This window comes from Dyella halodurans (assembly GCF_026283925.1).
In the GTDB taxonomy this organism is placed as follows: Bacteria; Pseudomonadota; Gammaproteobacteria; order Xanthomonadales; family Rhodanobacteraceae; genus Dyella; species Dyella halodurans.
The window spans coordinates 22,261-39,249 of sequence record NZ_JAPDPF010000010.1 but is presented as its reverse complement, the minus strand read 5'-3'; the positions used below and the strand labels follow the sequence as shown (position 1 = coordinate 39,249).

The 16,989-nt window shown below is 65.9% G+C and carries 21 protein-coding genes; 9 read left to right on the top strand and 12 right to left on the bottom strand.

Going from position 1 to position 16,989, the window contains the following annotated elements:
* Positions 1-28: 28 nt before the first annotated feature.
* Positions 29-949 (bottom strand): LysR substrate-binding domain-containing protein, encoded by a 921-nt coding sequence (locus OUZ49_RS18085; RefSeq protein ID WP_266152005.1) that lies wholly within the window; start codon positions 947-949, stop codon positions 29-31.
* Between the two features lie 109 nt (positions 950-1,058).
* On the opposite strand from OUZ49_RS18085, the gene OUZ49_RS18080 reads away from it, so the two are divergent.
* A complete protein-coding gene (locus OUZ49_RS18080; RefSeq protein ID WP_266152004.1) occupies positions 1,059-1,268 on the top strand; it encodes a hypothetical protein in 210 nt (69 codons plus the stop codon).
* A 101-nt stretch (positions 1,269-1,369) separates the two neighbouring features.
* On the opposite strand, the gene OUZ49_RS18075 is transcribed toward OUZ49_RS18080, so the two are convergent.
* The 7 genes from OUZ49_RS18075 to lptM all read right to left on the bottom strand — a co-directional run bounded on the left by OUZ49_RS18075 (position 1,370) and on the right by lptM (position 7,086).
* Positions 1,370-1,984: a hypothetical protein gene (locus OUZ49_RS18075; RefSeq protein ID WP_266152003.1), complete on the bottom strand. Its 615-nt coding sequence runs from the start codon at positions 1,982-1,984 to the stop codon at positions 1,370-1,372.
* A 36-nt stretch (positions 1,985-2,020) separates the two neighbouring features.
* On the bottom strand, positions 2,021-3,361 hold the full coding sequence (gene hslU, locus OUZ49_RS18070) for an ATP-dependent protease ATPase subunit HslU (RefSeq protein ID WP_266152002.1): 1,341 nt from the start codon (positions 3,359-3,361) through the stop codon (positions 2,021-2,023).
* A gap of 80 nt (positions 3,362-3,441) precedes the next feature.
* Positions 3,442-3,975, bottom strand: coding sequence for an ATP-dependent protease subunit HslV (gene hslV / locus OUZ49_RS18065; RefSeq protein WP_266152001.1), 534 nt, complete (start codon positions 3,973-3,975; stop codon positions 3,442-3,444).
* 217 nt (positions 3,976-4,192) lie between these two features.
* Positions 4,193-5,077: a tyrosine recombinase XerC gene (gene xerC, locus OUZ49_RS18060; protein ID WP_266152000.1), complete on the bottom strand. Its 885-nt coding sequence runs from the start codon at positions 5,075-5,077 to the stop codon at positions 4,193-4,195.
* A 7-nt stretch (positions 5,078-5,084) separates the two neighbouring features.
* Positions 5,085-5,768: a DUF484 family protein gene (locus OUZ49_RS18055; protein WP_266151999.1), complete on the bottom strand. Its 684-nt coding sequence runs from the start codon at positions 5,766-5,768 to the stop codon at positions 5,085-5,087.
* A 75-nt stretch (positions 5,769-5,843) separates the two neighbouring features.
* Positions 5,844-6,692: a diaminopimelate epimerase gene (gene dapF / locus OUZ49_RS18050; RefSeq protein WP_266151997.1), complete on the bottom strand. Its 849-nt coding sequence runs from the start codon at positions 6,690-6,692 to the stop codon at positions 5,844-5,846.
* A 22-nt stretch (positions 6,693-6,714) separates the two neighbouring features.
* The gene (lptM, locus tag OUZ49_RS18045; protein WP_266151996.1) at positions 6,715-7,086 is read right to left on the bottom strand and encodes an LPS translocon maturation chaperone LptM; all 372 of its coding nucleotides are present in this window, start codon (positions 7,084-7,086) and stop codon (positions 6,715-6,717) included.
* A gap of 157 nt (positions 7,087-7,243) precedes the next feature.
* Between lptM and OUZ49_RS18040 the strand changes: the two genes are divergently transcribed.
* Positions 7,244-7,927, top strand: coding sequence for a hypothetical protein (locus OUZ49_RS18040; protein ID WP_266151995.1), 684 nt, complete (start codon positions 7,244-7,246; stop codon positions 7,925-7,927).
* A gap of 151 nt (positions 7,928-8,078) precedes the next feature.
* Here the strand turns inward: OUZ49_RS18040 and OUZ49_RS18035 are convergent, their stop codons facing one another.
* Entirely contained in the window at positions 8,079-8,552 is a 474-nt protein-coding gene (locus OUZ49_RS18035; RefSeq protein ID WP_266151994.1) for a GNAT family N-acetyltransferase, read from the bottom strand.
* 240 nt (positions 8,553-8,792) lie between these two features.
* On the opposite strand from OUZ49_RS18035, the gene OUZ49_RS18030 reads away from it, so the two are divergent.
* Positions 8,793-10,277, top strand: coding sequence for a RimK family protein (locus OUZ49_RS18030; RefSeq protein ID WP_266151993.1), 1,485 nt, complete (start codon positions 8,793-8,795; stop codon positions 10,275-10,277).
* 357 nt (positions 10,278-10,634) lie between these two features.
* On the opposite strand, the gene OUZ49_RS18025 is transcribed toward OUZ49_RS18030, so the two are convergent.
* The gene (locus tag OUZ49_RS18025; RefSeq protein ID WP_266151992.1) at positions 10,635-10,892 is read right to left on the bottom strand and encodes a hypothetical protein; all 258 of its coding nucleotides are present in this window, start codon (positions 10,890-10,892) and stop codon (positions 10,635-10,637) included.
* Between the two features lie 179 nt (positions 10,893-11,071).
* On the opposite strand from OUZ49_RS18025, the gene aroE reads away from it, so the two are divergent.
* The 6 genes from aroE (at position 11,072) to OUZ49_RS17995 (ending at position 16,121) form a co-directional block, all read left to right on the top strand.
* A complete protein-coding gene (gene aroE / locus OUZ49_RS18020) occupies positions 11,072-11,902 on the top strand; it encodes a shikimate dehydrogenase (protein WP_266151991.1) in 831 nt (276 codons plus the stop codon).
* Between the two features lie 37 nt (positions 11,903-11,939).
* Complete coding sequence (locus OUZ49_RS18015; RefSeq protein ID WP_266151990.1) at positions 11,940-12,206, top strand: YkgJ family cysteine cluster protein; 267 nt, start codon at positions 11,940-11,942, stop codon at positions 12,204-12,206.
* A gap of 138 nt (positions 12,207-12,344) precedes the next feature.
* Positions 12,345-14,117: a peptide-N4-asparagine amidase gene (locus tag OUZ49_RS18010; protein WP_266151989.1), complete on the top strand. Its 1,773-nt coding sequence runs from the start codon at positions 12,345-12,347 to the stop codon at positions 14,115-14,117.
* A gap of 173 nt (positions 14,118-14,290) precedes the next feature.
* A complete protein-coding gene (locus OUZ49_RS18005) occupies positions 14,291-14,707 on the top strand; it encodes a hypothetical protein (protein WP_266151988.1) in 417 nt (138 codons plus the stop codon).
* Entirely contained in the window at positions 14,701-15,330 is a 630-nt protein-coding gene (locus tag OUZ49_RS18000) for an energy transducer TonB (RefSeq protein WP_266151987.1), read from the top strand. The genes OUZ49_RS18005 and OUZ49_RS18000 overlap by 7 nt, the downstream gene beginning before the upstream one ends.
* A gap of 248 nt (positions 15,331-15,578) precedes the next feature.
* The gene (locus OUZ49_RS17995) at positions 15,579-16,121 is read left to right on the top strand and encodes a hypothetical protein (RefSeq protein WP_266151986.1); all 543 of its coding nucleotides are present in this window, start codon (positions 15,579-15,581) and stop codon (positions 16,119-16,121) included.
* A 5-nt stretch (positions 16,122-16,126) separates the two neighbouring features.
* Here the strand turns inward: OUZ49_RS17995 and OUZ49_RS17990 are convergent, their stop codons facing one another.
* Both OUZ49_RS17990 and OUZ49_RS17985 read right to left on the bottom strand, forming a co-directional pair.
* A complete protein-coding gene (locus tag OUZ49_RS17990; RefSeq protein ID WP_266151985.1) occupies positions 16,127-16,456 on the bottom strand; it encodes a low molecular weight protein tyrosine phosphatase family protein in 330 nt (109 codons plus the stop codon).
* Positions 16,453-16,989: a gamma carbonic anhydrase family protein gene (locus OUZ49_RS17985; protein ID WP_266151984.1), complete on the bottom strand. Its 537-nt coding sequence runs from the start codon at positions 16,987-16,989 to the stop codon at positions 16,453-16,455. The genes OUZ49_RS17990 and OUZ49_RS17985 overlap by 4 nt, the downstream gene beginning before the upstream one ends.

Genomic DNA, 16,989 nt, shown 5'->3' with positions numbered 1-16,989 from the left:
CGACGGGCGCTGAAGGCGCGCAACCGATTCAACCGCTGCGGCGCTTGTTCGCACGCCACTTCGCTTGTGCGGGCGCCAGCGAATAGCGTTGCGCTTCTTCCAGTAGCCAGGCGCGAAATGCGAGCAGCGCCGGATGCTTCTCCGAGCGCGGCGGATAGACCAGGTAGTGCGCGAAGTCGGCGCGCAAGCGCTGCGTGCTCAGCCATACCAGCTGTCCCGCATCGACGAGGGGACGGGCCATGGTGACGCGGCCGAGGGCGATGCCCATGCCTTCGATGGCCGCCCGGTGCAGCGTCTCGGTGTCATCGAAGTGGGCCACGTAGCGTGCCGGTGGCTTGCCGCCAAAGGTGTGGAACCACTTGGCCCACACGTTCTCGGGATCACGCAGCAGCGGCCAGTCCGACAAGGTCTCCAACGTGGGCTGTCCGAGTCGGGCGATGAGTTCGGGACTGGCGATCGGCGTCAGCCAGTCATCGAACAGGTGCTCGGCCACCACGCCCGGCCACTCGCCGGGACCGAAGCGCATGGCGGCATCCACCGGCTCGCGATCGAAATTGACCAGGTCCACGCGCGACTGCAGGTTGAGCTGCAGTTGTGGATGCTGGGCAACGAACTTCGGCAGGCGTGGCAGCAGCCAACTCGATGCCATCGACGGCATCAGGCTCAGCGTCAGCACGTCCGCATGCGGCGCGCTGAATTGCCGCATGGCGCGTTCGATCGATTCGAAGGAAGGGCCCACCGACTCGAGCAGCCGCGCACCCTCCGGCGTCAGCTCCACGCCGCGCGGTCCACGGATGAAAACGCGCCGGCCGAGTCGCTCTTCAAGACCGCGGATTTGATGACTGAGTGCGCTGGCCGTGAGATGCAGTTGCTGGGCAGCGAGCGTGACATTGCCGGTGCGTGCGGCAATCACGAAGCCTTGCAGGGCAATGAGCGGTGGCCGGCCCATATTGAATCTTCCTCAATACTGGGGTGCAAAAATCTCGCTTTTTGCGAGGCTCTGCCTGGCCTAGTGTAGACCTTGCCCAGCAAGCGGGTGATCTTCGAGGCATACGACCATGTTGCTCTCCATCCAACCCTTCCTGACCAAGGCATCGGCGAAGAAGCCGGCTTCACCTTACTTCGACGTCAAGACCGACTTGAGCGAGCTGCCCCGTGCAGCCTCTGCCGCCATGCGTGAGAAGCCGTGGCACGACGAATCCCGCGTGAGCGGTCTCGACCACTACATCGACAGCCGCTTTTCCGGCGAACTGTTCCGCATCGACTGAAGCGTTTCACCTCACGCCAGCTTGGCGTCGTCTGAAACGACACTGCCGGCCACGAGGGCCGGCAGTAGGAGGATGTAACGCGCGACGAATCGGGGCAGCGGTCAGTTCGCGTGACCCACGCCCGAATCGCCCTGCTCCAGCGGCGGCGGCGCGCCGGCCACGGCCAGCAGGGAGGTGGCGTAGCCATCCTCGATGCTCACGGTCGAGACCTCGTCCCAGGAGAAGAATGACGCTTCGCGCAGCCATTCCGCATCGGGCGAGATTTCCTGCATGTTGAAGCCGTCTTCCTCGACGCTGACCAGGCGGCCGATGTAACAGACTTCCGACTCGTCCTCGCTGTCCACGTGCACGCCGATGACCGGTGCCTGCACGGCTGCGGCCTGGATGACCTCGCGGATATTGTCCAGCGGGAAGCCGCGCGGCGTGCGCGGCATCAGGTGTTTGACTGCCAGCGCCTTCTCCATGAAGGGCGCGTGCTTGTCCGGCGCTTCCAGCTCGGAGACATCACGATGGCGCATCACATACATGCCGTCATAGGTGATGCCGTCGCCGACGACCCATAGCAGGAAGAATTCGCGCCCGACACCGCCCACGTAACCACAGAAGCTGCCGTGTTCGAGCTCGGTACGCCACAACCGGATCAGCTGGTGCTTCTGCTGCGCTTCGCGCAACTGGGCCCGCTGGCCGGTGGTTTTCAGTTCGATCACATTACTCATGGTCACAATTTTAACAGCTGGGGGCTTTCCCCTTGTTTACAGGATGTAACGGCTCAGGTCCTCGTCCTTGACCAGGGTGCCTAGATTAATATCGACATATTCGGCGTCAATCACATACTTTTCGCCGGATTTGTCTGCAGCTTCGTAGGAGATCTTCTCCAGCAGGCGCTCCATCACGGTGTGCAGGCGGCGGGCGCCGATGTTCTCGGTGCGCTCGTTGACCTGGAACGCCACCTCGGCCAGCCGGTCGACGCCGGATTCGGTGAAATCAACCGAGACGCCCTCCGTGCCCAGCAAGGCCATGTACTGCGTGGTCAAGGCGTTCTGCGGCTCGCGCAGGATGCGCTTGAAGTCATCGACCGACAGCGCCGACAACTCCACGCGGATCGGCAATCGACCCTGCAGCTCGGGAATCAGGTCGGACGGCTTGGCCAGCGAGAACGCGCCCGAGGCGATGAACAGCATATGGTCGGTCTTGATCGGGCCGTACTTGGTGGCCACGGTCGAGCCTTCCACCAGCGGCAGCAGGTCGCGCTGCACGCCTTCGCGGCTGACGCCGGCGCCACCCCATTCCGAACGTTGCGCCACCTTGTCGATCTCGTCGATGAAAACGATGCCGTTCTGCTCGGCCGCCTCCATCGCCTGGGTACGCACTTCCTCGTCGTTGAGCAGCTTGGAGGCTTCCTCTTCGATCAGCAGCGGACGCGCCAGCTTGATCGCCAGCTTGCGCTGCTGGGTCTTGGCGCCACCCAGGTTCTGGAACATCTGGCGCAGCTGCTGGCCCATCTCCTCCATGCCCGGGGGCGACATGATCTCCACGCCCACGTTCATGGCGAAATCCAGCTCGATCTCGCGCTCGTCCAGGGCGCCTTCGCGCAGCTGCTTGCGCAGCTTCTGGCGGGTGTCGCTCTGCTCGGGGTTGGCCGGGGTCGCATCATGGCTCCAGTCGGTCGGCGTCTGGCGGCGCGGCAGCAAGGCGTCGAGGATACGGTCCTCGGCGCGGTCCTCGGCCTGCGAGCGCACGCGCTTGATCGCCTGCTCACGGGTCAGCTTGTAGGCGACGTCGGCGAGGTCACGCACGATCGACTCGACGTCCTTGCCGACATAACCCACCTCGGTGAACTTGGTTGCTTCCACCTTTACGAACGGCGCATTGGCCAGGGTGGCCAGGCGGCGCGCGATCTCGGTCTTGCCCACGCCGGTGGGACCGATCATCAGGATGTTCTTGGGCGTCACTTCGTTGCGCAGGTTCGGTTCCAGCTGCATGCGGCGCCAGCGGTTGCGCAGCGCAATCGCCACGGCGCGCTTGGCGTCGTGCTGGCCGATGATGTAGCGGTCGAGTTCGTTGACGATTTCGCGTGGAGTGAGTTCGGACATGAGGTCACCGGAGGTGTGGTCTTGGCCCGTCATCCCGGCGTATCCGGGTTGACGACGAGAATGGCTGTCGCGCCGAGCGCCTACAGCTCCTCGATGGTGGTGTTGTGGTTGGTATAGATGCAGATGTCGCCGGCGATCTTCAACGCGCGCTCGACGATCTCGAACGCATTCAATTCGGTGTTTTCCATCAGCGCCAGCGCGGCCGACTGGGCGTACGGGCCGCCGGAACCGATGGCGATCAGGCCGTGCTCCGGCTCCAGCACGTCGCCGTTGCCGGAAATCAGCAGCGAGGCTTCCTTGTCGGCTACGGCGAGCATGGCTTCGAGCCGGCCCAGGCGGCGGTCGGTGCGCCATTCCTTGGCCAGTTCGACCGCGGAGCGCGTGAGATTGCCGCCGTGCTTGTCCAGCTTCTGCTCGAACAGCTCGAACAAGGTGAAGGCGTCGGCGGTGGCGCCGGCAAAACCCGCCAGCACGTCGCCCTTGCCCAGGCGGCGGATCTTGCGCGCGTTGGCCTTCATCACCGTATTGCCGAGGGTGACCTGGCCGTCGCCGCCGATCACGACGCGCCCATGGCGGCGCACCGAGACGATGGTGGTGGCGTGAAAGGATTCCATGGAGGGCTCCGCAGACAAAGTAGTCCGCCTGAGGTGGGGCCGTGCCGGCGGAATCCAAGCCATTCGGCCTGCGGTGCCGGTGCCGGAGCGAGCCCGGGACGCTTAGGGTCTGGGGGCGAGTGGTGGGGGCGCGAGGACCAGCCACCCGGGGCGAGCGCACGGGTTGCGACAAAGTGCGCGCTGGCACCCTCGCTACCCGCCCCTCGTCCCTAAGCGCCTATTTCCGTTTAGCCCTGGGATGCGCGGCGTCGTACACCTTGGCCAGGTGCTGGAAGTCCAGGTGCGTGTAGATCTGCGTGGTGGCGATGTCGGCGTGGCCGAGCAACTCCTGCACGGCGCGCAGGTCGCCCGACGATTCCAGCATGTGGCTGGCAAAGGTGTGGCGCAGCAAATGCGGATGCACATGCTTGGCCATGCCCTGCTGCAGCGCCAGCGTCTTCATGCGCAGCTGCACGGTGCGGGGACTGATCGGCGCACCGCCGCGTCCACGGAATACCGGGCTTTCCGGCGTGGTGCCTTCGTCGTCACCCAGCGCGCGCAATGCAGCCACCGCGTGGCGGCCCACCGGCACGATGCGCGTCTTGTTGCCCTTGCCCAGCACGCGCACCTCGCCGGCCTGTAGGTCCAGGTCGATCCAGCGCAGGCCGGTGAGTTCGGACAGGCGCAAGCCCGAGGAATAGAACAGCTCGAGCATGGCGCGATCGCGCAGGGTCAGCGCTCCCTCGCCGACGGCTTCGACCAGGCTGGTGGCTTCATCCACATCGAGCACTTGCGGCAGCTTGCGGTGCACCTTGGGGCCGCGCACGCCGGCCATCGGGTCGTGCGTCATCAGGCCTTCGCGATGCAGCTGGCGGAACAGGCCACGACAGGACGACAACAGCCGTTGCAGGCTCTTGGGCGCCAGGCCGCCACGATGTTCGGTGGCGACGAAACTGCGCATGCGGTTGGGTTCGAGCGCGTCAAAGGCGTCGATGCCCTGCGCTTCCATCCAGCGCAACAGCTTGGCCAGGTCGCGGCGATAACCGTCGACCGTGTGCGCGGAGGCCTGGCGCTCGCCCGCCAGGCGGGCGAGCCAGGCGTCGACCTGTTCGCGCGCGGACACGGTCGGTTTACATGCCTTCCTGAGAACGACGCAGCGCGGCGGTCACCGTCGCCGCAATCATCTTCAGGAACAGGGTGCCCATGCCGGGCTGAAAATGATCCGGGTCGCTGCTGCCAATGGCGAGGATGCCGAACTCGCCCAGCGGCATGATGGCGGTGGAGCGGACCTCGGGCGCCTGGTCGCCGAACAGGCGGTACAGCCGCTCGGCCGAAAGGCGGCCGGCGACGGGCTCGTGATGGGACAGGAAGTCCGCGAACTCGGGTACCGCCGTACGTCCACCGGGGATATTGATCAGCCAGGTGGCCGGCGGCAGTCCGACCGCGCCGAACAGCAGCAGGCGCACCTGGTCGGTCTTGAAGTCTTCGGACAGGCGCGCAACCACGCTGCGTGCGGCGACGGCCGGCGTGTTGGCGCGCAAGACGGCGACGTTGAGGTCATGCACGCGCTGCATCAGCCGTTCGTTTTCCGCGGCGATGGCGATCAGATTGGCGAGCTGGCGCTCCAGTTCGGCGTTCTTCTCGCGCAGGCTCTGCAGCTGGTAGACCGCCAGCGAGGCCACCGGGCCTTGTTCGCGCGGCAAGGTCAGCTGGGCCGCCAGGTCGGGGTAGTCGGAGAGGAATTCCGGGTGTCGGCGCAGATAGGCCGCCACGTCGCTGGCGCTAAGGGTCTCGGCGAGTGCGGTGTCTGACATGCGCGGGTTACCTCAAACCAGGGGGCAAGAACGATAGGACGCTGGCCGGAGTGTGCGGTGTCGGGGTGTCGTCTTTCAACGTGCCATCCGAGAACCCAGCCACTCGCCCTCGAATACGAAGGCTGCGGGCCCGGTCATCCATAGGGTCTGGCCGCGGCCGGCCCAGTCGATGGTCAGCTCACCGCCAGGCAGGGCCACCTGCACGCGGTCATCGACTTCGCCGCGCTCATGCATGACCGCCATGGCCGCACAGGCCCCGGTGCCGCAAGCCAGGGTCCAGCCGCTGCCGCGTTCATGCACGCGCAGGCGCAGCTGGCCGCGGTCCACCACCTGCACGAAGCCGGCGTTGGCGCCCTCGGGGAACCGCTCATGCGTGGTCAGCAGCGGGCCCTGTCGAAACAAGACGGGCGCTTGCAGGTCAGGCACGACGACGACTGCATGCGGGTTACCCATGGAGACCGCACCCATCATCAGCGTTTCATCGCCGACGTCGATGGCGTAGCTGTCGGCCTCGACATCGGCGCGGAACGGCACCTGGCTGGGGGCGAATGCAGGCACGCCCATGTCCACGGTCACCTCATGGGCGTTGATCAGGCGTACGGTCACCGGACCGGAGGGACTCTCCAGCCGCACCGTGTCCCCGATGGCCAATTCACCGGCCCGATGCAGCCACGCGGCGACGCAGCGCACGCCGTTGCCACACTGGCCCGATGGCGAACCATCGGCATTCCAGATGCCGTAATAGAACGCGCACGACGGATCGCGCGGCGGCTCGATACTGATCAGCTGGTCGAAGCCCACGCCGGTGCGACGATCGGCGATGGCGCGGATCTGCTCCTCACGCAGCGCGAAGGGCTGGCGCCGGCAATCGAGCATGACGAAGTCATTGCCGATGCCGTGCATCTTGGAAAAGTGCAGCTTCATCGGGACAGTCGACCTGCCGGCATCACCGGAACGTGCCGCCAACGATGTGGCCAGTCGCGTCCTGCTCGGGGAAGTAACGGCTGTTGTTGGTGCGGAATTCCATGGTGGTGATCTCGCCCGGCATCACCAGCTGCACGTCCGGATAGGTCGTCTGGAACTGGGCCGGCGTCGGATGCGTGGCAATAAAGGCGTCGAACGCCTTCATGTCGGTGACGTAGCCGTGCACGGGGGCCTGCGCGGCGGGTGCCGGCGCGGCAGCCGCCGCAGGATGGACCGTAGCGGCCGCGGGCGCCGGTGTCGTCTTCGGCGGCATATACAGCGGACCCTTGTTGCCGCACGCGGCGAGCAGGACAAAGGTGGTGCACAGCGGAAGCAGCAGGAGGGATCGGCGCATGACTAAGGTCTCCGGCGAGGACCGCCGCAGTATAGAGAAAGCAGCCGAAAAAACCTGGCGAGCACATGGATCGAGTGCACGTTTACGCATCATTGCCGAGCCGGCTATCGTTATCATGCGGCCGTCGCCGCGAAGCTTGCGGTTGGGGAAGTAGAAGATGGATTGGACCGCGCTGTTGCGCCTCCCGTCGACGATCCTGCTGGTGCTGGCGGTCGTCGCCTTGTTGTTTACCCTGGTGCAATTGGTGGCGCTGCGTGAGCGCCTGCATGGCGGGCAGCGCCTGGCATCGGCCGGACGCGCCGTGTTGTTGCTGCTGGCGTTCGCGCTCACCCTGGTGCTGGCAGGCGCGGGTTTCGCCCTGCGCGGCTACCGCCTGTGGTCGGAAGAAACGCCGGTGGTCGAGATCGACGCACGCATCCTGTCGCCCCAGCGCTGGGCGCTGACCCTGCACTGGCCTGATGGCTCCACCCGTCAGGTGCAGCTGGCCGGCGATGCATGGCGGCTGGAAGCGATCGTCCTGAAGTGGCAGGCGCCTGCCGTGCTCGCCGGCTTGCCGCCGGTTTACCGACTCGACCGTTTGTCGGGCCGCTATGACGACGCGGGGCAGGAGGCGACCGCGCTGCGCACCGTGATCGACTTTCGCGAAGCCGGCAGCTTCGACCTGCTCGACTTGCACAAGCAATATCCCCAATGGGTGCCCAATGTGGATGTGCTGTTCGGCAGCGGCGTCTTCCTGCCGCTGGTCGACCAGGGGCATTACACCGTCAGCCTGATGCGCAGCGGCGCCCTGGTGGCGCGTCCGGATGAGGCGACGGAACAGCGCATCGCGCAGCCTTTCTGATGGTCTTCCTCTCCCCTTTGGGGAGAGGACTGAGGTGAGGGGTGGGTGCTCGCGGAAGCGATTAACAGGAGCCTGATTTGACGTGGCTCTGTCGCAAGATTGACCCCTCACCCCAGCCCTCTCCCCAGTGGGGAGAGGGAGCAAAGCGCGCCTACCCCAGCTTTTTCTCATAACGCCACGCGTCGGCACCATCGCCGTAGTAGCGCTCGTATTGCCCGATACGCTCGTAGCCATGGCGCTCGTAGAGGCGGATGGCGACCTCATTGTCCGTACGCACTTCCAGCCGCAGCGCGTGACAGCGGCGGCGCTTGGCGGCGTGCTCGGCGGCGTCCAGCAGGGCCGAGCCCACGCCCTTGCCACGTGCGGTAGCGCTGGTGGCGATCGAATACAGCCGCGCCACCTGGGTACCCTTGCGGAAGAACACCACCGCCGTGCCCAGGAAACGCCGGTGATTGGCACTGGCGACCAGCACCTGGGCCGTTTCGCTGTCCAGATGGCGGCGATACTGCGCCCGGCTCAGGCGGTCGGTGGCAAAGCTGGTTTCCTCGAGCGCGACGAGATCATCGAGATCGGAGAGTTCGGCACGGCGGACGCGCACGGCGGCGGTCGCGGGCATGGGGGTCATCAGGGGCGATTCTCGTCGAGGACCGCCAGCGTGGAACGGGGCGGCGCGGGCGGAGGAAACCAAGCGCGGCACTCTAGCCCCCGGGCCCCCCCACGGCAATCATGACTTTTGGTGCATTTAAGTCAGCTTCAGTGGGACACCTTGTCTGGCGCGAGCCATGTGCCACACTGCGCGCCTTGCGCTGTGCCGCCCCGTCTCCCCGCGTGACGACACTCCTCCGTTCCATCTGACAGAGGTGTCATGACCCGGCTCGTCATTGTCGTCGAGAAGGCCTCCGACTGGAGTTCCTACTACCCGTCCGTCGACGTCGTTACCGCGATGGACTACCTGCGCGAGCCGATCGGCGGCGACGACGAGCGCACGCACGTCATCAACCTCTGCCGCAGCTACAAGTACCTGGGCACCGGCTACTACGTGTCGCTGCTGGCGGAAGCGCGCGGCCATCGCGTGATGCCGTCGGTGCGCACGGTGAACGACCTGCGTCGCCGGTCGCTCTACGGCCTGGATATCGAGGACCTGAGCACCAAGCTCACCAATTTCCTGCCGGCCGGCGGCCGTGACACGACTGACTTCGGCATCCTCGTCTACTTCGGCCAGACCGCTTACCCGGCGCTGCAGGACCTGGCGCGGCAGGTGTTCGAAATGTTTCCCTGCCCGCTGCTGCGCATCGAGTTCGAGCGCGACCGGGTGTGGCAGGTCAGCGCGATCAAGCCGGTGGGCCTGCATACCCTGATCGATGCACAGGAAGACGCGTTTGCCGAGGAGCTGGATCGCTTCAGCAAGAAACTGTGGCGCAAGCCGAAGGCGCGCAAGCAGTTCCGCTACGACATCGCCATGCTGGTGGATCCGGCCGAGCAGATGCCGCCGTCGAACAAGAAGGCGCTGAAGTCGTTCATCGCCGCCGGCAAGGAGCTCGGCATCGAGGTCGATCCGATCGGCAAGAACGACTACCAGCGCCTGGCCGAATACGACGGCCTGTTCATTCGCGAGACCACGGCCAGCGACAACCACACCTACCGCTTCGCGCATCGCGCGGAAAAGGAAGGCATGGTGGTGATCGACGACCCGACCTCGATCCTGCGCTGTACCAACAAGATCTTCCTCAACGACCTGATGGTGTCGCGCAAGCTCGCCGTGCCGCGTACGGAGATTCTTTATCGCGACGACAGTAAGGGCCTGAAGGACGTGGCGTCGAAGCTGGGCTATCCGCTGGTGCTGAAGATTCCGGACGGCTCGTTCTCGCGCGGCGTGGTGAAGGTGGAGAACGAGGTCGCGCTGGGCAAGGCCTCGGCCGAACTGTTCCAGCACAGTTCCCTGCTGCTGGCGCAGGAGTTCGTCTACACCGAGTTCGACTGGCGCATCGGCGTGCTCAACAACGAGGCGCTCTACGCCTGCAAGTACTACATGTCGCGCGGCCACTGGCAGATCTACAACCATGGCGCCAAGGGCGCGTCGAAAACCGGCGAATCGGAGACGATTCCCGTGCGTGATGCGCCAGCCGACGTGGTCAAGTTGGCGCTCAAGGCCACCCAGGCGATCGGCAATGGCCTTTACGGCGTGGACCTGAAGCGCGTGGGCGACAAGCCGGTGGTGATCGAGGTGAACGACAACCCGTCCATCGATGCGGGCGTGGAAGATGACCATCTCGGCGACGAGCTGTACACGCGCATCATGCAGGAGTTCCTGCGTCGCATGGAGCGCAAGCGCTCGGGCGCCGGTGGCTGATAAGCGGGACGATCCGGCGGCGCTTCCCTGCGCCGCCGCACCGTGACTTTGCGCGGAGTAGCTTCCGCGATCCACTGCCAAGTGAATTCGATAGGGCCTGTTCGCACTCTCCGCGTAGCCCGCGTTGCTTGCCTGTGGTCGCCAGGTGGCAGTGCGTGGCGCCGGCCTGGCTGGCTGCCAGGCCAAGCCGCGCGCTGGCGCCTGGCGGCCACAGACAAGCAACCCTTCGGGCCGGGTCTTATTGCCCGCCATCCTGCGTCATCACTCGGTCGTGTACCGACGTACACTCCCTCGTTCTTCCTTGTCTGGCGGGCAATAAGATCCCGGCGCGGGCCACGCGGAGAGTGTGAACAGGCCCTAGTTCCAGATCAGCCGGGACGCCGCTTGCCGACGCGGGCGACGCAGCGCGCTGAGTAGCTGGCGCGGCAGGGCCGGTTCCAGCGCCAGCACAACGATCAGCGGCGCGCCGATCAGCCAGAAGGCCGGTGTCCAGCCCAGCGAGCGCGTATGCACCGGCACCAGGGTGGTCAGCAGCAGCGCGCCACCGGCCAGCAACCACAGCAGGGCGCCCCCGAGCAGGCGTTCATGACGGGCGGTATCAGGCTTCGAGCGCATGCGGGTGGTCCGTTCGTTGCGGGTGGACACAGCCTGCACCGGGCCGATCTCAAAACCTGCGATGGCTGGTGAAACGCCTGCCGCGGGACCGTCCGCAGCCGCCCGGGCCCGCTAAAATGGGGCAGTGGCGACGATCGGGTACGACCCGGCGGGCATCGAGACAGGTTCAAGGAGTAGCTATGAGTGCAGGACAATTCGCGGTGTTTGGCCACCCCATCGGCCATTCCCTGTCGCCGCAGATCCATCGGGCCTTCGCGCGCCAGTTCGGGTTGGAGCTGGAATACCGCGGCATCGACGCCGCGCCCGTGGACTTTGAAGAAGCGGTGCGCGACTTCTTTGCGGACGGTGGCCGCGGCGCCAACGTCACCTTGCCGCACAAGGCTGCCGCCTTCGCCATGGCGGATGAACGCAGCGTGGCCGCCGCGCGCGCGCGCAGCGCCAATGTGCTTACGCTCCTGCCCGATGGACGGATCGCCGCGCACAACACCGACGGCGCCGGCATGGTGCGTGACATCGCCGAGCGTCACTCAGTCGACCTGCGTGGACATACCGCACTGCTGCTCGGCGCCGGTGGCGCCGCGCACGGCGTGGCCTGGGCGATGCTCGATGCGGGTGTGGAGACGCTGACCATCGTCAACCGTTCGCCGGAAGCGGCCGATGCCCTGGCCGATGCGATCGGCGACCCGGCGCGTGCACACACGCGTTATTGGGAAGACCTGGCCGAGCTCGGTGCGTTCGACCTGATCGTCAATGCCACCTCGGCGGGCGTCCTGGGCAAGTCGCTCGAGCTGCCCTTCGCCATCGTCGGCAATCGCGCACTCTGCTACGACCTCTCCTATGGCAAGGCGGCCACGGACTTCCTGGCCTGGGCGCGAACCGCCGGCGCGCGCTATGCCTTTGATGGCCTCGGCATGCTCGTGGAAACCGCGGCGGACGCGTTCGAACTGTGGCATGGCCGTCGCCCGGAGACCGATCCGGTCTACGCCGAACTGCGCAAGCCATACGCTTGAGCGCAGTGTTGCGTCATCGTCCAAGCAGGGCTGAAGGATGACGGCGCCGAGCTGTCGCATCGATTGCGGCGCGTGCTGCATCGCGCCGTCGATCAGCTCACCGATTCCGGGCATGCCGCATGGCAAGCCGGCTGGCGTGCGCTGCATCCAGCTTACCCAGGACAACCGTTGTGCGATCTTCGGACAGCCCGGGCGCCCTGCCGTCTGTTCGGGACTGCGCCCGGAAATCGCCATGTGTGGCAGCCATCGCGATCACGCCCTCGCCTATCTCGACGAACTCGAGCAAGCCACACGCGCTCACTGACGGTTTCTTCACAACCCAGCTCACGGAACGCCCCGCCGGCGCATTGACGGACGGCTGGACGTCCATGGACTGAAGACGTCGCGCCGATGCGCGTGATAGCGTGCGCGGCGCAGGGGGCACATTGCGGGGAGTAACGTCATGGTGCCTGAGGGTTTCGTCCGCCATCGTCTGGCGGTAGCCGTACTGTTGGCCACGCTTGCTGGCAGCGGTTTCGTCGCGTCGGCCCACGCTGATCCGGTGATTGGCTCGAACAACGTCGTCGTCGCCGATCCCAGCGTGCCGCGACCGCCGGGCCAGCCCTGCGTGGTGACCTTGTTCAGCGACCTGACGTTCACCGACTTCAACACGCGTCCCTATAGCTATACCCCGCCTGCCGCCTGCAATGGCCGTTGGGCCAAGGTGGTCCTGGAAGCGGACTTCTCGGTAACGGCAGGACGCCAGTACGACCGTACCGCCAGCTTGTGGCTCGGTGGCGTGAATCTCTATTTCGGCACCACGCAGGAACCTTCCGCCACGGTGTCGCCCGCCTGGCATGTGGAGCGCGATCTCACCGACTACACGGCGCTGCTGCGCAGTGCCGGCGCAGGCCAGGCGATCATCGGCAACGTCGTCAACAGCACCTATACCGGGGTGATTCACGGCAGCGCACGCTTGCTGTTCTACCCGGCCACGGCGCAGGCGCGTGCAGCAGATGTGCCGGATGCGGTGTACCCGCTGGGCGCCGATCCGGTGGGCAGCACCACCACCTTGAACACGTCGACGGACAAGCTGGCCAGGACGCTCACGTTGCCGCGCAATGTGGAGCGCGCCTATCTGGACGTCTTCACGCAAAGCCAGAGCGGCGACGAGTTCTGGTACACCTGCGTACCCGACGCCTATGCCGCGCAGGTCCAGGAATGCGGCGGCGGCAATTTCCGCGAGGCGGAGATCAGCATCGACGGCCAACCCGCCGGGGTGGCGCCGGTGTATCCGTGGATCTATACCGGCGGCATCGATCCCTACCTGTGGCGGCCGACGCCGGGCGTGCAGACGCTCAACTTCATGCCTTATCGCATCGACCTGACGCCGTTCGCGGGCCAGCTCAGCGATGGCACGCCGCATGAGGTGGCGGTGCAGGTCGCCGGCGCCAACGGCTATTTCTCTGCCACCGCGACCTTGCTGGTGTATCGAGACGCGCATGCGCAGCAGGTCACGGGCTCGATCACGCGCAATACGCTGGTCGGCCAGGCGCCGACGCCAACCATCGGCAGCACGCTGGCAACTGCCAGCAACGGCGACATAAGCGGCGACATCACGACCAGGCTCGAGCGCAAGTTCGAGATCGAGGGCGTCGCCCAGACCTCGCATGGTCGCGTGACCAGCACGGTGACGCAGAAGGTGGGCTTTGACGACGTGCAACGCTTCACCATCAACAGCAGCACGTATCGGCAGCAGACGCTGCAGCGGACCTGGGCCGACAGCGTCAGCCAGCATCGCATTGGTTCCGTGCTCACCACCGAGCAGCGCCAGCGCTTCAACTACCCGTTCACGCTCGACTACAACCAGCAGCTGGCCAGCGATGGCAGCATCAGCGCAGCGACGACCGTGCACCAGGGCTATCACCAGCATGACGAGCGCCGCCTGTTCGGCATGTCGCTGTATGCGGCCGAGGTGGAAAACACCGTGGATAGCGCGGATACCCTGGCCTTCGATGCCAGTGGCGCACTCACCGGCCATAGCGGGCAACAGAGCGCGCAGACGTTTGTATTCCATGATTCCCTGGGCGGCTGCTATCGCACCTCGCTGACCACCCAGGCTGGCGTGCTCGCCAGCTACAGCGCGGGACCAGGCTGCCCCGATCACCACAACCGGGTGTCATGGTTCGCCCATCCCGATGGCTCACCGGATAGCAGCTTGTCGCCCGGCCGTTGACCGCGGGCAGGTTGCCGTGATGGGTCACGCATCGCGATCAGGGACGATCGCTTTGTGTGACGCGCGTCGCATTCGGCGATGGTGAGCAACGTCTCCGCAACATCACGTCACTAAGCTGGCGCGCCCGTTGGCGCACTTGTGCGCCGGCCCCCACCGATCACTCAACGCTGGCCATGTCATCCGCATCCTCGCCTCGTCGTACCGAGGGCGTTGCCCGTTACGCCTTGCTCATCGTCATCGCCCTGGTCGCCTGTGGTGCTGGCGTGATCTTTTGGCTGCTGAAATCAAGAGCGGATGCCGACGAGCCAGCAGCCGTGGTGGTGGCAGCCGCAGGTCCCATCATTCGGGCGGGCGCGGACACGGACGAACTGTTGCAGCACGCGCGCCAGGCCATGGCCGAGCAGCGTCTGCTCGCGCCAGCGGGCAACAATGCGTTCGAGCTTTATCTGGCCGTGCTCAAGCGCGAGCCGGGCAACCGTGTCGCACAGGACGCCTTGCGCGAGATTTTTTTCTGTTCGCCGCCACGGCTGCCGAACAGACCATCGATCAGGGCGATGACGCCGAGTCGCAGCGGCAAATCGCCTTGCTGACACTCGCCGATCCGCAGAACTACACGTTGACCTTGCTGCAGGCCAAGCTGCAGGCGCAGCGTGATGCGGTGGCACAACAGGCGCCGCAAGCGCCGCAAACGCCGAAAAGCGCGCCACCCGCACCACCCACGCCTGGCGTGGCGACGGCGAGCCGCGCGGTGGCGCCAATCGCTGCCACCGCCGTGGTGCCGCAGCCGGCAACATCGCCGATGCTCAACAAAGCCGCCAACGTCCCTACCGCTGCCGAGCAAGCGCTAGCTCGGCTGCAGGTGGAATCCACGCCGGTCGAGGCCGCTCCGCGTGCCGCCGTCAAGCCACGCGCGCCGGCCGTGGTCGCCGTCGCGGATGCACAGGGCGCGACGGCTCCGGCGGTGGCGCGTCGCATCGAGCCGGTCTACCCGCCCGATGCGCGCCGCCAGCGCCGCCAGGGCTGGGTGGATGTCACCTTCGTCGTGCAACCCGATGGCTCCGTCGCCGCCGCAAGCGTGGCTGACGCCGACCCGAAGTACGTGTTCGACCGTGCTGCGCTGAGTGCCGTCACCCGCTGGACCTTCACGCCGGGGACGCAGGACGGCAAGCCGGTAGCTTCCCAGGTCCGGCAGCGCATCGAGTTTCGCCTTTAAGCGGGCGCGAGATGCGGCCGACCTGGGCAAGCAGGGCCGCATCATCAGCCGGTGGCCCTACGGCTTGATCGTCGCCCAAGGTTTTGTCTTGGCAGGCTCTTGCGAATGCTATGGACGTCCGCTCGTGGCGCCGACATCCTCGCGTAAGTCACATCGCTGACATCAGTGGCCGCTAATGTGACAGTTCCGCCGGGGCGCCTGAGGGGCAGTCGTTCCCGTGTGCGGTTTCGACCTATGTAGCGCCTGTCATGTCTCGTCTCGCTTCTCCTGCACCACGTCAGCGCACGCTCGCCGCCGTTTCCATCATGGCCGTGCTCGTACTCGGGGGCGCGGGTTTCTGGTTCCTGCATGGCGCGAAAGGCGGCCCGATGACTGCATCGGCGGACGGCCAGGCGTCCGCGACCAAGGACGATGGCGGCGTCGGCATCCTGCTCGACCTGGCCAAGACGGCCGTTGGCGAGAAGCGCCTCGTCGCTCCGGCAGGCAGCAACGCGTACGAGTTCTATCTCAGCGTGCTGCAGCTCGACCCCAGCAACAAGGCCGCGCTGGATGAGCTGCACGAAGCGTTCCCGAGTGCATCGGCCGACGTGGAGCGCGCGATCAACAACAACGAACTGGACGAAGCGCAGCGCGAGCTGTCGCTGCTGCGGGAGTTCGACAGCACCAACTACATTCTTTCGCTGCTCGGCGGCAAGCTGGATGCGCAACGCCAGATCATGGTTCGCCAGGACGAAGCGCGTGCCGAGGTGATCCAGTCGCAGCAGTCGGCCGCCAGCGGCGCGACGCCGTAAGCCACTCAGCGCAGCAACGGGCCGGCCTTTCGCAGCAGCAGCTCGACCAGCTCGGGCTGCATGAAGTCGTAGCGATCGGGAATATCCAGGCATACCACGCGCTTGCCGCGAAGCCGAGATCCGTAACGACTCCGCAGTCGTCGCCGATGCGAGGCTTCCATCACCACGATCAGCTCGGCCCAGTCCAGTTGATCGGCCGACAACGGCGTTTCGGCGTCATCGGCCAGGCCGGCGGAATCAACCTCCAGACGCGGCCACGCACGGAAGACTTCGGCTGCCGTGGGACTGCGCAGGCGATGGCGGCTGCACAGGAACAGTACGCGGCGAGCTGTCATCCTGCCGCGAGATACTCGTCTTTCAAGCGGACATAGTTGCCCGCCGAGTAATGCAGCTGTTCAATTTGCTTGTCGCTGAGCATACGCACGAGCCTGGCCGGATTGCCGACCCACAGTTCGCGCTCGCCCACCACCTTGCCTGGCGGGATCAGGCTGCCGGCACCGACGAAGCCGTACTTCTTCACGGTGGCGCCATCGAGCACGGTGGCGTGCATGCCGATCAGGCAGTAGTCCTCGATGGTGCAGGCGTGGATCACCGCGCCATGGCCAATGGTGACGCCTTCGCCCACGATGGTGGGAAAGCCGCCCGGCGAATACGGGCCGTCATGGGTGACGTGGATGACCGCGCCGTCCTGCACGTTGCTGCGCGCGCCAATGCGGATGAAGTGCACGTCGCCGCGCAACACGGCGCCCGGCCAGATCGATACATCGTCGCCGAGCTCGACCGCGCCGATCACGGTAGCCGCCGGATCGACGTAGACGCGATGGTGGAGCGTGGGCCAGATGCCCTTGTATTTGCGTATGGAATCCAT

Coding starts and splice junctions, on each gene's coding strand:
- lptM (WP_266151996.1), bottom strand. CDS start 7,086: ATGCGCCGATCCCTCCTGCTGCTTCCGCTGTGCACCACCTTTGTCCTG.
- aroE (WP_266151991.1), top strand. CDS start 11,072: ATGAGTGCAGGACAATTCGCGGTGTTTGGCCACCCCATCGGCCATTCC.
- OUZ49_RS18005 (WP_266151988.1), top strand. CDS start 14,291: ATGTCATCCGCATCCTCGCCTCGTCGTACCGAGGGCGTTGCCCGTTAC.
- OUZ49_RS17995 (WP_266151986.1), top strand. CDS start 15,579: ATGTCTCGTCTCGCTTCTCCTGCACCACGTCAGCGCACGCTCGCCGCC.
- hslU (WP_266152002.1), bottom strand. CDS start 3,361: ATGTCCGAACTCACTCCACGCGAAATCGTCAACGAACTCGACCGCTAC.
- OUZ49_RS18025 (WP_266151992.1), bottom strand. CDS start 10,892: ATGCGCTCGAAGCCTGATACCGCCCGTCATGAACGCCTGCTCGGGGGC.
- hslV (WP_266152001.1), bottom strand. CDS start 3,975: ATGGAATCCTTTCACGCCACCACCATCGTCTCGGTGCGCCGCCATGGG.
- OUZ49_RS18080 (WP_266152004.1), top strand. CDS start 1,059: ATGTTGCTCTCCATCCAACCCTTCCTGACCAAGGCATCGGCGAAGAAG.
- OUZ49_RS18010 (WP_266151989.1), top strand. CDS start 12,345: ATGGTGCCTGAGGGTTTCGTCCGCCATCGTCTGGCGGTAGCCGTACTG.
- OUZ49_RS18075 (WP_266152003.1), bottom strand. CDS start 1,984: ATGAGTAATGTGATCGAACTGAAAACCACCGGCCAGCGGGCCCAGTTG.
- OUZ49_RS18055 (WP_266151999.1), bottom strand. CDS start 5,768: ATGTCAGACACCGCACTCGCCGAGACCCTTAGCGCCAGCGACGTGGCG.
- OUZ49_RS18035 (WP_266151994.1), bottom strand. CDS start 8,552: ATGACCCCCATGCCCGCGACCGCCGCCGTGCGCGTCCGCCGTGCCGAA.
- OUZ49_RS17985 (WP_266151984.1), bottom strand. CDS start 16,989: ATGGATTCCATACGCAAATACAAGGGCATCTGGCCCACGCTCCACCAT.
- OUZ49_RS18040 (WP_266151995.1), top strand. CDS start 7,244: ATGGATTGGACCGCGCTGTTGCGCCTCCCGTCGACGATCCTGCTGGTG.
- OUZ49_RS18030 (WP_266151993.1), top strand. CDS start 8,793: ATGACCCGGCTCGTCATTGTCGTCGAGAAGGCCTCCGACTGGAGTTCC.
- OUZ49_RS17990 (WP_266151985.1), bottom strand. CDS start 16,456: ATGACAGCTCGCCGCGTACTGTTCCTGTGCAGCCGCCATCGCCTGCGC.
- OUZ49_RS18015 (WP_266151990.1), top strand. CDS start 11,940: ATGACGGCGCCGAGCTGTCGCATCGATTGCGGCGCGTGCTGCATCGCG.
- dapF (WP_266151997.1), bottom strand. CDS start 6,692: ATGAAGCTGCACTTTTCCAAGATGCACGGCATCGGCAATGACTTCGTC.
- OUZ49_RS18085 (WP_266152005.1), bottom strand. CDS start 949: ATGGGCCGGCCACCGCTCATTGCCCTGCAAGGCTTCGTGATTGCCGCA.